We start from the raw sequence: 13,549 nt of genomic DNA, 5'->3' as shown, positions 1-13,549 counted from the left end.
TTCCCATCCCGAACACGGCAGTTAAGCTCTTTTGCGCCGATGGTAGTTGGGGGATCTCCCCCTGTGAGAGTAGGACGCCGCTGGGCACAGATAGAAAGGTCGTTACCGCGCAAGCGGTAGCGGCCTTTTTTGTCATAAACTTTATTGGAAATAACGTTTATGACAAGGCACTTGCCGATAAAAAGAACAGCTGAAGTGCTTTCATTGAAGCCACTTTGCTCATTGCTGCTCAAGTTCGTTATAATAGAAGGAATAAGAAAGATATGAGGATGAATTATATGACGCAACGGCGCCCTTTAGTGGAAGCGTTAAAGAAGTTTCAGCAACAGCGGCCGGTTTCATTTCATGTTCCAGGGCACAAGCACGGGGAATTATCCGGTTTGCCGGATGAAATACGATCGTCTTTACAGTATGATCAAACTGAATTGAGTGGATTGGATGATCTGCATTATCCGGACGGCGCTATTAAAGAAGCCCAGGATTTGCTGGCTGAAGCCTACGGAGCTGATCAAAGCTTCTTTTTGGTGAATGGTTCAACAAGCGGAAATCTAGCGATGATTCATGCAGTCTGCAAAGAAGGGGACTGTGTACTGGTTCAGCGAAACTCCCATAAATCGATTTTTCATGCGTTGGAATTGGCCAAATTGCGGCCGGTTTACCTCGCGCCCGAATGGAGTGAAGCGTCCCAAAGTGCGGAAGGCGTATCACTCAAAACCTTGCAAGATGCTATCCAGCAATATCCGGAAGCGAAAGCTTTGATTTTGACTTATCCCAATTATTACGGCATGGCTGGACCGGAAATAGAAGAAATAATAAAGTACAGTCATCTATTCGATATTCCGGTGTTGGTTGATGAAGCTCACGGCGCCCACTTGCTTGCCGGTGGGCCATTTCCTAAGTCTGCATTCTCTTATGGCGCAGATGCGGTAGTGCAGTCTGCCCACAAAACATTGCCCGCTATGACGATGGGATCTTTTCTTCATATAAATAAAGAACGCATTAATGCAAAAAGGGTCAGCAAATATCTGCGCATGTTCCAATCAAGCAGCCCTTCCTATTTGATCATGGCCTCATTGGATGATGCAAGAGCATATATTCAAACGTATTCCGGACCGGATCTGCAGCATTTTGTAGAGAAACGAAAGCTGTTTATAGAGAGCCTGCAGTCGATTTCAGGGCTTGAAGTTTTTGAAGCGCATGATCCGCTCAAAATCATGTTGAGGATGACAGGATATAATGGTTTCAGACTTCAGGGAAAACTTGAAGAAATGAATGTATATGCTGAAATGGCTGATTCACGGCAAGTGGTGATGGTATTGCCATTAATGAAACAAAGTCACACCTATCCATTTGCGGAAATCAGAAGCCGGATCCGGGAAGCTGTACAAGAACTTCGAAAAGAGCAGACGGATAAGGAACTGCCGGTAACACGCCAGGAGCCTATTGCCATCAGTGAACCGGAGATTTCCTATGAAGCGATAGATTTAGCAGATTCGGAATGGATTTCCTATACAAAAGCGATGGGCCGCCATTCAGCAGCAATGGTCACTCCCTATCCGCCCGGAGTTCCGCTAGCACTGCCGGGAGAGATATGGACACACGTAAAATTGGAGCAATTGATGGATCATTTGGCAGCAGGTGCAGTGATCCAAGGTGAACATAATCTGGCTGAAAAGCAACTTTTGGTCATACAGCATGGAGGAAACGACGAATGAACAAACCAGGATATTTTATTACGATTGAAGGGCCTGAAGGAGCTGGCAAGACGACAGCTATTGAGCAGTTGATGAAACAATTGCAGCCTTTAGGTATCGAGGCTGTTTTGACGCGGGAACCGGGAGGCATTGAGATTGCTGAAAAGATCCGTGAGGTGATTTTAAATAAAAACCACACGGCAATGGACGGGCGTACAGAAGCGCTTCTTTATGCAGCCGCCCGGCGACAGCATCTCGTTGAGAAAGTGGTACCAGCTCTGCAGCAGGGGAAAGTGGTGCTCTGCGACCGCTTTATCGACAGTTCTCTGGCTTACCAGGGGCATGCGCGCGGCCTTGGCATTGATGAAGTTCTTTCCATCAATGAATTCGCGATTCAAGACACTTGGCCGGATTTGACCTTATTATTTGATGTGCCGCCTGAAATCGGTCTGCAAAGGATTGCGGCAAACAGCGGAAGGGAACAGAACCGCTTGGATATGGAGAAATTACCTTTCCACCTAAAAGTGTATGAGGGCTACCAGGAGGTTTCACGCCGATATCCCGATCGCATTGTCAGAATCGATGCTTCCAAAGAGCCGGAAGAAGTTGTGGCGGCAGCACTGGCAGCGATTAAAAAAGGCATGGAAAGTTATACAGCGTAATTAATTGTTCGTGTTATAATTATATAGAAGAAACACCAATAAAAAGGAGTGAGTGCTGATGAAACTCGTCGTTGCAGTTGTACAGGACCAAGACAGTAACCGATTATCCAATGCTTTGACAAAAAATGATTTCCGGGCTACCAAGCTTGCCAGTACAGGAGGGTTTTTGCGCTCAGGGAATACGACTTTTTTAATCGGGGTTGATGACAGCCTTATCCCTAAATTAATGGATTTGATCCGGGAAAATTGCCGTTCGCGTGAACAGATGGTAGCACCTGTTTCACCTATGGGCGGAAACGCGGATTCGTATATACCATATCCTGTGGAAGTGGAAGTGGGCGGCGCCACGATTTTCGTGTTGCCGATTGAGCAATTCCATCATTTCTAAGCAGCGTTTAACGATGAAATACATGACACCCGTGCTCCCTTGGAACACGGGATTTTTTTAAAAAGGCGGAAGGTGAGCTTGTGCAGATGACAACCGAAGAATTCGAGCAGATGCAGCCGATTGTGATGAAGAGGCTGCAAGGAGCTTTTGAAAAAGACCGGCTGGCACATGCCTTCCTTTTTGAAGGGCCTGCCGGTTCAGGAATAAAAGAAGTAACGCATTTTTTTGTGAAGCTGCTGCTTTGCGAAAATCCGCAGCAAAATGTTCCATGTGGAACATGCAGAAGTTGCCAATTATATGACTCCGGGAATCACCCGAATATCGTGTTTATTGAGCCGGATGGCCAAAACATCAAAATCGACCAGATCCGTGAACTGATTTATTCAATGAATAAAACCGGTTTGAATACAGGCCGGAAAATATATGTCATTCAGGAAGCGGACCGGATGAATAATGCTTCCGCCAACGCTTTGCTGAAGTTTTTAGAGGAACCGGAATTCAATGTCACCGCTATTCTTCAGACAGAACGGCTGAATGCCATCATGAGCACAATCCGTTCCCGTTGCCAGCTTGTATCGTTTCAACCGCTGTCACGGCCTGTACTAATGGAAAAGCTTATTGCGGGCGGCATGACGGCTTCTATGGCCGCAACGGTCAGCATGCTGACGCAAAGTGAAGAAGAAGCGCTGGCACTCAGTGCGGATGAACAATTTCCACAGGCAAGAAAAACAGTTTTGAAGCTGGTGGAAGTGGTCAGCAACAATGTACACGAGGCACTTCTCATGCTGCAGTCCGACTGGCTTCCGTTGTTTAAGGAAAAAGAAGATACCGAAAGAGGCCTGGACATGTTATTATTTGCATATCGGGACATTGCTTCGGTAAAGGCAGGACTCGAGACAGCAAGAACGTATCCAGACATGGAAGAAACTTGGAAGCAGATGGCTCTTCAGCGTTCTTTTACTGTGTTGTCAAAACAGCTGCAGGCCATATTACAGGCCAAACAGCAATTGCCTCGCAATATGAACCGAACGCTGCTGATGGAGCAATTAATGCTGAATCTGCGGGAGGGGTAAAAATTGTATAATGTCATAGGTGTCCGCTTTAAAAAAGCGGGTAAAATATATTATTTCGATCCAGGTGAATTTACGATCGAAAAAGATGATTATGTCATCGTTGAAACAGCTCGTGGAGTGGAATATGGAAAAGTGGTCGTACCGGTCAAGACGGTCGGCGAAAACGATGTCGTATTGCCGCTGAAGCAAGTTGTGCGTGTAGCAAGTGAACGCGACCGCCAGCAGGTGGAAGATAACCGCCAGGAAGCGCAGCGCGCATTTGAAACAGGTACAGGCAAGATTGAAGAACATCGGCTCGATATGAAACTGGTTGATGTGGAATATACATTTGACCGCAATAAAGTGATATTTTATTTCACTGCGGAAGGCCGCGTCGATTTCCGGAACCTTGTTAAGGATCTGGCGTCAATATTCCGGACGCGCATCGAACTTCGCCAAATCGGTGTAAGAGATGAAGCGAAAATGCTCGGCGGCATCGGACCATGCGGACGCATGCTTTGCTGTTCGACATTTCTGGGTGATTTTGAACCGGTTTCGATCAAGATGGCAAAAGACCAGAATCTGTCCTTGAATCCGTCTAAAATTTCAGGTCTGTGCGGACGCTTGATGTGCTGCCTGAAATACGAGAACGATGAATATGAGCAAGCGAAAAAAGAAATGCCGGATGTCGGCACCCGGGTTGCGACTCCGGATGGCGAAGGACGTGTTGTCGGCATGAATATTCTAGAACGCGTATTGAAAATCCGCCTTTCTGAGCAGGAACAGACACTTGAATATGCATTAAGTGAGATAATGGACCAAGGAACGAGAGCGTGAGGTGGTTGGGGTGAAAGATAAGAACTTTTTGGATACAGTGATGGATTTTGAACAGCAGCTGGAATCGATGCAGCAGCAGTTCCGTGAATTGAAAGCAGTGGTGGCGCATACGATGGAAGAACATCATGCGCTTCAGCTGGAAAATCATCATTTGCGTGCGCGCCTGGATGAGCTTCATGAAGCGGTTCCGGAAGCTGCAGCGGCTGTGGATCCTGTTAAACTCGAAAGAGCGGTCATGGATATCGGCGAAGGTTATGATAATCTGGCCCGCCTTTATCACGAAGGCTATCATGTCTGCCATGTACATTTTGGCAGTTCCCGAAAAGGTGATGATTGCCTGTTCTGCCTTTCATTTTTAAACAAGCAGAATTGATGGCAAATTCAACAAAAGCTTCCGTCACTTTGCGTGGCGGCAGCTTTTTGTTTTGTGGAGGAGTTGAAAATATGCTGTTGGACGACGAACGGCTGGATTATTTATTGGCGGAGGAATTGCGGATCATTCAAAGCCCATCCGTATTTTCGTTTTCACTCGATGCGGTGTTGTTGGCGCGGTTCGCTTATGTGCCGTTGAAACGCGGGAAGATTGTGGATTTATGTACAGGAAACGGGGCGATTCCGCTATTTTTAAGCGCTCGGACGGAATCACAGATCATTGGGGTTGAGCTGCAGGAGCGGTTAGTGCATATGGCCAATCGCAGTGTGGCCTATAACGGGCTGGAGGAACAGATCAGCATTTTGCAGGGGGATGTCAAAACGATTCCGGAAACGCTGGGTTTTGAGAAATACGATGTGGTGACATGCAACCCGCCGTATTTCCCTGCGGATAATATGAGCGATAAGAATATCAGTGAACATATGGCGATTGCGCGCCATGAGCTCCATTTGACGCTGGACGAGGCGGTGCGTTCTGCCAGCCAGTTATTGAAGCAGGGCGGCAAAGCGGCCTTTGTGCACCGCTCAGGACGGCTGATCGACCTGATCACCGCCATGCGTGCTAACCGGCTGGAGCCGAAACGTGTGCGGCTGGTCTATCCGAAAGCCGGGAAAGAAGCTAATACTTTATTGATTGAAGGAATAAAAGACGGCAAGCCTGATCTGAAAATCCTACCGCCGTTGATTGTCTACGGAGACGACGGGGAATATACGGAAGAAGTGCGGGAAATGCTTTATGGAGACAAATAGCCATTATTTCTATGTCCTTGAATGTGCCGATAATTCCTATTACGCTGGCTATACTAATGATTTGCAGAAACGGCTGGAGACGCATAATGCCGGCAAAGGCGCGAAATACACCCGCGCGAGAGGGCCGGTGAAAATGATCCATTCCGAAGAATTTGAAACAAAACCGGAAGCGATGAAGGCGGAATATGCCTTCAAGCAATTAACGAAAGTGAAAAAAATCCGTTATATTGCTGAAGGGAAGGAGCAGGCCTGATGAAATCCCAAAAAAGTTTTCAGGAAACAACAGCAACTTTATACCTCGTTGCGACGCCGATCGGCAATCTCGAAGACATGACGGTCCGTGCGCTGCGCATTTTGAAAGAAGTCGATATCATCGCAGCGGAAGACACGAGAAATACAAAAAAATTGTGCAATTACTTTGATATTCAAACAAAGCTGGTCAGCTATCATGAGCATAATCAGGAAAGCGGCGGCCATAAAATACTCGGCTATCTGGAAGAAGGCAGATCTGTGGCGCTTGTCAGCGATGCTGGCATGCCGTGCATATCCGACCCGGGTGAAGATATCGTGAAGCGGGCGATAGCGGAAGGCTTTCCGGTCGTGCCGATTCCCGGAGCCAATGCAGCGCTCAGTGCGCTCATTGCTTCCGGCATTGCGCCTCAGCCATTCCAGTTCTACGGCTTCCTGTCACGGGGTAAAAAAGAGCGCCAGGCTGAACTTGAACTATTGAGCCAAAACCGCGAGACGCTTATTTTTTATGAAGCGCCGCACCGGTTGAAGGAAAGCCTGAAAAGTATCCAGAAGAATTTCGGCAATGAGCGCCGGATTGTTCTGGCGCGGGAAGTGACCAAGAAATTCGAGGAATTCCTGCGCGGCACGGTGGAACAAGCGGTGGACTGGGCAGATGCCAATGAAATACGCGGTGAATTCTGCATCGTCATCGAAGGAAATGCGGCACCGGATCCGGTCGAAACGACGGTCTGGTGGGAAGATTTATCAATAGAAGAACATGTCGAAGAAGTGATGGAGCGGGAACAGCTTTCGTCCAAAGAGGCGATCAAAAAAGTCTCGGCAGACCGGAAATTGTCGAAACGGGATGTTTACCAGGCTTATCACACTTAAAGAAAAAACCGGGGCGCCACAGGCGCTCCGGTTTTAAAAAACTTATTTTTTCAAGTTGCCTTGAATTTCTTTCATCAGCATTTCTGCGCCTTCAGAACTCAAGACCAATTTGCCGCCGACAAGTTTCATGTTGTCGTCTGATACTTCGCCTGTTACAGCGCAAGTCATGTTCGGCATATATTTTTTCAAGATGATCTTGTCGTCATCGACATAGATCTCCAAAGCGTCTTTCTCTGCGATGCCCAATGTGCGGCGCAATTCGATTGGAATAACTACACGGCCCAATTCGTCAACTTTACGTACGATACCTGTTGATTTCATAATATTCGTCCCCCTTGAATTTTATAGATGTTTTCGCCAAAATTCGACAATTACCACTTCCTGTCATAAATCATACCAACTCCTTTCTTCCAGGTCAACATAAAACTATCGGATTTATAATGAAATACCATAATTTATGACATATATTATTGAAATCTTTAAAAAGAAGTGCTTTAAAAGGGCAAAATTCGACAATTGGTAAAAATAAACAGAATTTTTAGATATAATATTTTGACAAAAAATACCTTTGAACCTCTAGGATTGAAAGATTGTACAAAATTGCGGACTTCGTTAAAATAAACTTTATACAAACAAACTGGAGGAATTTTTTGTGACTGCAAACAAAGAGACATATTATTTAACGACTCCGATTTATTATCCAAGCGGAAAATTCCATATCGGAACCGCTTATACAACGGTTGCATCCGATGCGATGGCGCGCTATAAACGCCTTCGCGGCTTTGATGTCCGCTTTTTGACGGGCATGGATGAACATGGCCAGAAAATAGAGGAAAAAGCGCAGGAAGCCGGCCTTGCACCACAGGAATATGTTAATGGCATGGCGGAAGCTGCAAAAAGTGTCTGGAAAACGATGGACATCACTTACGACGATTTTATCCAGACCACTGAAGCCCGCCATAAAGAAGGCGTGGAAAAGATTTTCCAGAAGTTCCTGGACAACGGTGATATATATAAAGGGCATTATGAAGGCTGGTATTGCACGCCTTGTGAGTCCTTCTATACAGAAAGCCAGTTGGACAATGGCAAGTGCCCCGACTGCGGACGCCCTGTCCATAAAGTGAAGGAAGAATCGTATTTCTTCAATATGAAGAAATATGCAGCCCGTCTCCTGGATTATTACGAGAATAATGTCGAATTTATCGAACCTGAATCCCGTAAAAACGAGATGATCAATAACTTCATCAAACCGGGTCTCGAAGATCTTTCCGTTTCGCGTACTTCATTTGACTGGGGGATTCCGGTTCCTGGAGATCCGAAACACGTTATTTACGTATGGGTGGATGCTTTGTCGAATTATATTACATCGCTGGGCTACGGCTCTGACGACGATTCGTTATTCAATAAATACTGGCCGGCGGATGTTCACGTGGTTGGTAAGGATATCGTCCGTTTCCACACGATCTATTGGCCGATTTTCCTGATGGCGCTTGATTTGCCACTGCCGAAAAAAGTTTTCGCCCACGGCTTTATCATGATGAAGGACGGCAAAATGTCAAAATCGAAAGGCAATGTCGTGTATCCGGAAATGCTGGTAGAGCGCTATGGCCTCGATGCCACACGCTACTTCCTTTTGCGCGAGCTGCCTTTCGGTTCTGACGGCGTATTTTCTCCGGAAGCATTTATCGAACGGACGAATTACGATCTTGCCAACGACCTCGGGAATTTATTGAACCGGACAGTGTCCATGATCAATAAATACTTTGATGGGGAAGTGCCGCAAATTTCCGGTGAAAAGACGGAGTTTGACGCGACACTGCAACGCGTGGCGAAAGAAACGGTCGAAACTTATGAGAAGCACATGGAGAAAATGCAGTTCAGCATGGTGCTGAGCGAAGTTTGGGTGCTGATTTCAAGAACCAATAAATATATAGATGAAACACAGCCGTGGGTCTTGGCGAAAGACGAAGCGACGAAAGAACAGCTTGCTTCTGTCATGGCCCACTTGGCGGAAAGCTTGCGCATGACAGCGGTTATGCTTCAGCCATTCCTGCCGAATGCACCGAAGCAAATCATCGAACAGCTTGGCTTGTCGGAAGAATATCTGGCTTGGGAAACGCTGGACGGTTTCGGCAAGATTCCTGCCAATACAAAAGTGGCTGCCAAAGGCACACCAATCTTCCCGCGTCTTGAAATCGAACCCGAAGTTGCATATATCCGTGACCAAATGCGTGGTGGAGCTGCTGCGGAACCGGAAGAAGAAGCAATCGAAGAAGTGCCGGACGTACCGGAAATCACGATTGAAGATTTTGCGAAGGTCGACCTTCGTGCAGCAACGGTTACAGCTTGTGAGCCGGTGCCGAAAACGTCGAAGCTGCTGAAACTGCAGCTGGACTTGGGCTATGAACAGCGCCAAGTGGTTTCGGGCATTGCCGAACATTACAAGCCAGAAGAATTGGTCGGTAAAAAAGTAGTGGTCGTTGCGAACTTGAAACCAGTGAAATTACGCGGTGAATTATCGCAGGGCATGATTTTGGCCGGCGAAAAAGATGGGTTCCTGACAATGGCATCCATTGCCGAGAAATTGCCGAACGGTGCAAAAATTAAATAAACCCTTATCATAAGATGGTCCGCTTGACTGAGCGGGCTATTTTTATTATGGTGAATTTTGCAGTCTTTTCTGGATGGATTACAGGCAATTTGTCATGCAAAAAAGATGTTTTGTTATACAAATGTAATATTACTGAGAAGAAAGAAATGAAGATTACGGATAAAATAAAGCTTAGCGTAAGGAGAATGCATATGTTTATTGATACTCACGTACATTTAAATGCTGACCAATACGACGATGACTTGAAAGAAGTCATCGAACGCGCATTAGAAAACAATGTTACAAAAATGATTGTCATCGGTTTTGATCGCAAAACGATTGAACGTGCCATGGCATTAATAGAAGAATACGATTTCCTTTATGCGGTGATCGGCTGGCATCCGGTTGATGCGGTTGATTGTACGGATGAAGATTTGACATGGATCGAAGAGCTGTCGGCACATCCGAAAGTCGTCGGCATCGGAGAAACAGGCCTGGACTATCATTGGGACAAATCGCCCAAGGACATCCAGCAGGAAGTATTCCGCAAGCAGATTCGGCTGGCGAAAAAGCTGGAGCTGCCGATCATCATCCATAACCGGGACGCGACAGAAGATGTCCTCAGCATCCTGAAAGAGGAAAATGCGGCGGAAGTCGGCGGTATCATGCATTGTTTCGGCGGGAGCGTCGAAACGGCCCAGATCAGCATCGACATGAATTTCATGATTTCACTTGGCGGACCGGTCACATTCAAGAATGCCAAAAAGCCTAAGGAAGTCGCAGCACAGATTCCACTCGAACATCTTTTGATTGAAACGGATGCGCCTTATCTTGCGCCTCACCCTTACCGCGGAAAACGCAATGAACCTTCATACGTAACGCTGGTGGCGGAAGAGATTGCCCGCTTGAAGGATTTGCCGGTGGAAGAAGTGGCAAAAATCACCACAAAAAACGCTGAAAGATTCTTTAAATTGAACTAAAGAGAAAGAATGGCTGAAAACCGTTCTAATTGACATGCAACTAAATGAGTCTATATAATCACACAGGTGAATGAGGAGGAGTTACATTTGACGAAAGAAGACGAGGATAATAATTATTCAACAATAAAAACATCCAAAAAGAAATCAGTGATCATCACGTTGGCTACGGTGCTGATGTTTGCGGCGGTTATGGCTTTCGCAATTTATGAAGGTACGAAAAACACGGTCACGATGATTTCCAATGGCGAAAAAGAAGAAGTCAAAACCCACGCTGAAACTGTCGGGGCATTTCTTGCGGAACAGTCAATCGAAGTAGGGCAGGATGACTATTTAAGCCATACAGCAGAAGCTTCAATCGACAAAGATATCGTGATTGAATGGACGGAAGCCGACCAATTCACGATAACAGTGGATGGCAAACCGACATCAGCCTGGACAACTTCGAATACAGTCGAAGATATTCTGGCTAAAGCGGAAATTGAAATCACTGAACACGATAAAGTAACACCTGCGTTAAACGAAGAAGTAGATGCAAACACAGCTATTTCTGTTGAAAAAGCTTATGAAGTGACAATCTTTGATGGACTGGAAGAAAAGAAAGTATGGTCCACTTCGACTACGGTCGCTGACTTTTTAAAACAGCATAAAATCACTTTGAGCGATCTTGATCGCGTAGAAAAAGATATGGATGAATTAATCCTTCCCGGATCTGAAGTTAAAGTTGTTCGTGTAGAAAAGGTCACCGATGTAGTGGAAGATTCAGTGAAATTCGCCAAGGAAACGAAGAAAGATTCCTCTCTTTTGAAAGGATCTGAAAAAGTAGTCCAAAAAGGCGAAGAAGGTCTTGTAGAAAAGACTTACGAAGTTGTCATGGAAAACGGCAAAGAAGTAAAACGTGAACTTAAAGGCGAGAAAGTCATCAAAGAAGCGAAGAAACAAGTAGTAGCAGTCGGAACGAAAACTGTTGTCGCAAGTGTTTCCCGTGGAAATGATACAACAGCGGCAGCTCCTGCTCCGAAAAAAGCGGCAGCACCACAGCCGGCAGCAACATCGACTAAAACAACAAAAACTGCAGCACCAGTTCAAAGCAGTGAACCATCAAGCAGCCGTGAATTCTACGTTTCGGCAACTGCTTATACGGCTTCATGCACAGGCTGCTCAGGCATCACTGCAACAGGCATCAACTTGAAAGCGAACCCGCACTTGAAAGTGATCGCAGTTGACCCTTCCGTTATTCCGCTCGGCTCGAAAGTATGGGTTGAAGGATATGGCCATGCAATCGCTGGCGATACCGGCGGTGCAATCAAAGGCAACAAAATCGATATCTTCATGGCGGACCGCTCTGCGGCTTTGGCATTTGGCCGCCAGCAAGTGAAAATCAAAATTCTGGATTAATGAAGAAATTGGAAAGCTTTCCCGGGGCAGCCCGGGAAAGCTTTTTACATGTTTAGCCGGAACGCGGTAAACTAAAACAAAAAGTTTTGAAACGAGGAACAACTGATGAAAATCAAAGAAGTGATTGTAGTCGAAGGCAAGGATGATACGGTTGCCGTCAAACGCGCGGTGGAAGCCGATACGATAGAAACGAACGGCTCCGCTATTTCCGAAGAGACATTGAAAAAAATCGCGCACGCCGCATCTAAACGCGGGGTGATTGTATTTACAGATCCTGATTATCCAGGCAGGCGGATCCGTGCTATTATTGAGGAATACGTGCCCACGGCCAAGCACGCTTTTTTAGCGAAGGAAAAAACCATTGCGAAGAACGGCAAAGGTCTTGGCATTGAACATGCCAAAGACGAAGATATCCGGGAAGCACTGGCTTCCGTCCATACACTTTGGAACAATGAAGAACCGGCTGAAATCACTATGGAAGATTTGATTATAGCCAAGCTTGTGGCCCATCCGCAGGCAAGGCAGCGCCGAACAGATATCGGTAATCTTCTGCAGATCGGCTATACCAACGGCAAACAGCTTGCCAAGCGGCTGCATATGTTCGGCATAACGAAACAGCAATTCATCGAAGCGGTGCAGGCGCTGAATCAGGAGGAACGAAAATGATGAAAGATATAGCAACACCCATACGCACCCAGGAAATAATGGCGAAACACGGCCTGACTGTGAAGAAAAGCCTCGGACAGAACTTTTTGATCGACCCGAATATTCTGCGGAAAATCGTCAGCCAGGCAGATTTGACGAAACAATCCGCGGCCATTGAAATAGGACCCGGCATCGGAGCGTTGACTGAACATCTGGCACGTGCTGCCGGAAAAGTGCTGGCTTTTGAAATCGATCAGCGCTTGCTTCCGGTACTTGAAGATACCTTGTCTCCATATGACAACGTCAGCATCATACATTCCGATATTCTGAAAGCGGATGTAGCGGATGCCATTGCGAAAGAACTTGAAGGCTACGAAGACATCATGGTAGTGGCCAATTTGCCGTATTACGTGACCACTCCAATCATCATGAAATTGCTATTGGAGAAATTGCCGATTCGCGGACTCGTGGTCATGCTGCAGAAAGAAGTGGCAGAACGGATCACAGCTAAGCCGGGAACAAAAGCTTATGGTTCATTATCCATCGCGATCCAGTACTATACAGAAGCGGAAATGGCTTTGACGGTGCCAAAAGGCGTCTTCATGCCGCAGCCGAATGTCGACTCTGCTGTCATCCGGATGACGAAGCGTACAACACCGCAAGTGCAAGTTATCGATGAAGACTTCTTCTTTAAAGTGACCAGGGGCTCTTTTGTGCAGCGCCGGAAGACAATCTTCAATAATCTCCAGGCGGCCATGCCTGAAGGCAAAGAAAAGAAAGACTTGATTTTGAAGGCTTTGGAAGAAGCGGGAATTGATCCGGCAAGACGCGGTGAAACCTTGAGCATTAAGGAATTCGGCGGACTCGCTGACAAGCTTTACAGCTATTTTGGCTGATTTCCATCATTCTGTTGAAAAACCGGCACAACTCGAATAAAAAAGGGTATTTCGGATAAATAAATATTGACACCAAGCGGATTCCGAGCTAAAATTAAAAATTTAT

The 13,549-nt window shown here is 46.3% G+C and carries 15 protein-coding genes and 1 rRNA gene; 15 read left to right on the top strand and 1 reads right to left on the bottom strand.

Going from position 1 to position 13,549, the window contains the following annotated elements; genetic code table 11:
* The 10 genes from rrf to rsmI all read left to right on the top strand — a co-directional run.
* Positions 1-86, top strand: a 5S ribosomal RNA gene (rrf, locus tag D2910_RS15995); the annotation flags it as partial.
* Positions 87-278: 192 nt separating this feature from the next.
* Complete coding sequence (locus D2910_RS15990; RefSeq protein WP_205854621.1) at positions 279-1,715, top strand: aminotransferase class I/II-fold pyridoxal phosphate-dependent enzyme; 1,437 nt, start codon at positions 279-281, stop codon at positions 1,713-1,715.
* Positions 1,712-2,356, top strand: a complete 645-nt coding sequence (gene tmk, locus D2910_RS15985) for a dTMP kinase (protein WP_117314189.1) — start codon at positions 1,712-1,714, stop codon at positions 2,354-2,356. Before D2910_RS15990 ends, tmk begins: the two co-directional genes overlap by 4 nt.
* 58 nt (positions 2,357-2,414) lie before the next feature.
* Positions 2,415-2,744 carry a cyclic-di-AMP receptor gene (locus D2910_RS15980; protein WP_117314188.1) on the top strand — a complete coding sequence of 110 codons (330 nt, stop codon included), beginning with the start codon at positions 2,415-2,417 and terminating at the stop codon, positions 2,742-2,744.
* 80 nt (positions 2,745-2,824) lie between these two features.
* Entirely contained in the window at positions 2,825-3,817 is a 993-nt protein-coding gene (holB, locus tag D2910_RS15975) for a DNA polymerase III subunit delta' (protein ID WP_084242250.1), read from the top strand.
* Positions 3,818-3,820: 3 nt separating this feature from the next.
* Positions 3,821-4,633, top strand: coding sequence for a PSP1 domain-containing protein (locus tag D2910_RS15970; protein WP_084242249.1), 813 nt, complete (start codon positions 3,821-3,823; stop codon positions 4,631-4,633).
* A 10-nt stretch (positions 4,634-4,643) separates the two neighbouring features.
* Positions 4,644-5,006 carry a DNA replication initiation control protein YabA gene (gene yabA, locus D2910_RS15965; RefSeq protein ID WP_084242258.1) on the top strand — a complete coding sequence of 121 codons (363 nt, stop codon included), beginning with the start codon at positions 4,644-4,646 and terminating at the stop codon, positions 5,004-5,006.
* 71 nt (positions 5,007-5,077) lie between these two features.
* Positions 5,078-5,815 carry a tRNA1(Val) (adenine(37)-N6)-methyltransferase gene (locus D2910_RS15960; RefSeq protein ID WP_117314191.1) on the top strand — a complete coding sequence of 246 codons (738 nt, stop codon included), beginning with the start codon at positions 5,078-5,080 and terminating at the stop codon, positions 5,813-5,815.
* Positions 5,802-6,068: a GIY-YIG nuclease family protein gene (locus tag D2910_RS15955; RefSeq protein WP_117314187.1), complete on the top strand. Its 267-nt coding sequence runs from the start codon at positions 5,802-5,804 to the stop codon at positions 6,066-6,068. The genes D2910_RS15960 and D2910_RS15955 overlap by 14 nt, the downstream gene beginning before the upstream one ends.
* Positions 6,068-6,937, top strand: a complete 870-nt coding sequence (gene rsmI / locus D2910_RS15950) for a 16S rRNA (cytidine(1402)-2'-O)-methyltransferase (RefSeq protein ID WP_117314186.1) — start codon at positions 6,068-6,070, stop codon at positions 6,935-6,937. The genes D2910_RS15955 and rsmI overlap by 1 nt, the downstream gene beginning before the upstream one ends.
* 42 nt (positions 6,938-6,979) lie before the next feature.
* Here rsmI and D2910_RS15945 read toward each other — a convergent pair whose 3' ends face one another.
* Positions 6,980-7,258 carry an AbrB/MazE/SpoVT family DNA-binding domain-containing protein gene (locus D2910_RS15945; protein WP_084242246.1) on the bottom strand — a complete coding sequence of 93 codons (279 nt, stop codon included), beginning with the start codon at positions 7,256-7,258 and terminating at the stop codon, positions 6,980-6,982.
* Between the two features lie 331 nt (positions 7,259-7,589).
* On the opposite strand from D2910_RS15945, the gene metG reads away from it, so the two are divergent.
* The 5 genes from metG to rsmA all read left to right on the top strand — a co-directional run bounded on the left by metG (position 7,590) and on the right by rsmA (position 13,443).
* Positions 7,590-9,548, top strand: a complete 1,959-nt coding sequence (gene metG / locus D2910_RS15940) for a methionine--tRNA ligase (protein WP_117314185.1) — start codon at positions 7,590-7,592, stop codon at positions 9,546-9,548.
* Between the two features lie 191 nt (positions 9,549-9,739).
* Complete coding sequence (locus D2910_RS15935; protein WP_117314184.1) at positions 9,740-10,507, top strand: TatD family hydrolase; 768 nt, start codon at positions 9,740-9,742, stop codon at positions 10,505-10,507.
* Between the two features lie 87 nt (positions 10,508-10,594).
* Positions 10,595-11,902: a G5 and 3D domain-containing protein gene (locus D2910_RS15930; protein ID WP_240633637.1), complete on the top strand. Its 1,308-nt coding sequence runs from the start codon at positions 10,595-10,597 to the stop codon at positions 11,900-11,902.
* Positions 11,903-12,007: 105 nt separating this feature from the next.
* Positions 12,008-12,568 carry a ribonuclease M5 gene (gene rnmV / locus D2910_RS15925; protein ID WP_084242243.1) on the top strand — a complete coding sequence of 187 codons (561 nt, stop codon included), beginning with the start codon at positions 12,008-12,010 and terminating at the stop codon, positions 12,566-12,568.
* Positions 12,565-13,443, top strand: a complete 879-nt coding sequence (gene rsmA, locus D2910_RS15920; protein WP_084242242.1) for a 16S rRNA (adenine(1518)-N(6)/adenine(1519)-N(6))-dimethyltransferase RsmA — start codon at positions 12,565-12,567, stop codon at positions 13,441-13,443. Before rnmV ends, rsmA begins: the two co-directional genes overlap by 4 nt.
* Positions 13,444-13,549 lie beyond the last annotated feature (106 nt).

The sequence above is a fragment of the Planomicrobium okeanokoites genome (genome assembly GCF_003428875.1).
GTDB lineage: Bacteria > Bacillota > Bacilli > Bacillales_A > Planococcaceae > Planococcus > Planococcus okeanokoites.
This window is presented reverse-complemented; position numbering and strand designations above follow the sequence as displayed.